This window comes from Variovorax sp. KK3, assembly GCF_001984055.1.
Lineage (GTDB): Bacteria > Pseudomonadota > Gammaproteobacteria > Burkholderiales > Burkholderiaceae_C > Variovorax.
The window spans coordinates 1-626 of the sequence record NZ_LYVO01000192.1 but is presented as its reverse complement, the minus strand read 5'-3'; the positions used below and the strand labels follow the sequence as shown (position 1 = coordinate 626).

Below are 626 nucleotides of genomic sequence, written 5' to 3'. Positions count from 1 at the left end.
CTGCCGGACTCGAGCAGCACGACGCCCGACAGCGCCAAGGTCGCATCGACACCGGACAGCAGCCTGCCGCTGGAACGCAGGGAGGCCGCATCGATGCTCAACGAACGGCCGGCCGTCAAGCTGCCGTCGAGGTTCGAGACATCGAGGGTCTTGGCGCTCGGTACCGCTGCATGCGGGTCCGTGATGGAGAGCGTGTCGCCCGCGGAGATCAGGCCACGGGTGTTGTAAACCGCGCCGGGGCTTGTGATCGAAACGTTCCGGTCCGCTCGAATGGCGCCGTCGGTGTTGTTCAGCTCGCGCGCGCCGATGCGGACGTTCCGGCCCTCGATGCCCTGGTCCTTGCCCTGCGTGTTGGCATTGACGATCGAGCCGGCGTCGAGCGTCGTGGTGCCCTGCGAACGAATGAGGGCGCCGGTGTTGTAGATGGCGCCGGCATCGATGCGCAGATCGCCCGTTGCGAGCGCCTGGCCTGCGCGGTTGTCGAAGTCGGCGCCGCGTGCATCGATGCGCAAACTCTGCCCGGTGATCTTGCCCTGGGTGTTGTTCAGCCCGGAGGCGGTCAGGCCGACGGCCCCGCCAGCTTGCAAGGAGCCGCCCACGTTGGAGGTGGTGCCGGTCGTGGTGAC

At 67.9% G+C, this 626-nt stretch carries 1 protein-coding gene; it reads right to left on the bottom strand.

What is annotated here, in order from left to right; translation table 11 throughout:
• Positions 1-599, bottom strand: a 599-nt coding sequence (locus B0W80_RS34105) for a hypothetical protein (RefSeq protein WP_256856769.1), incomplete at its 3' end; no start/stop codon positions are given.
• Positions 600-626: the final 27 nt, after the last annotated feature.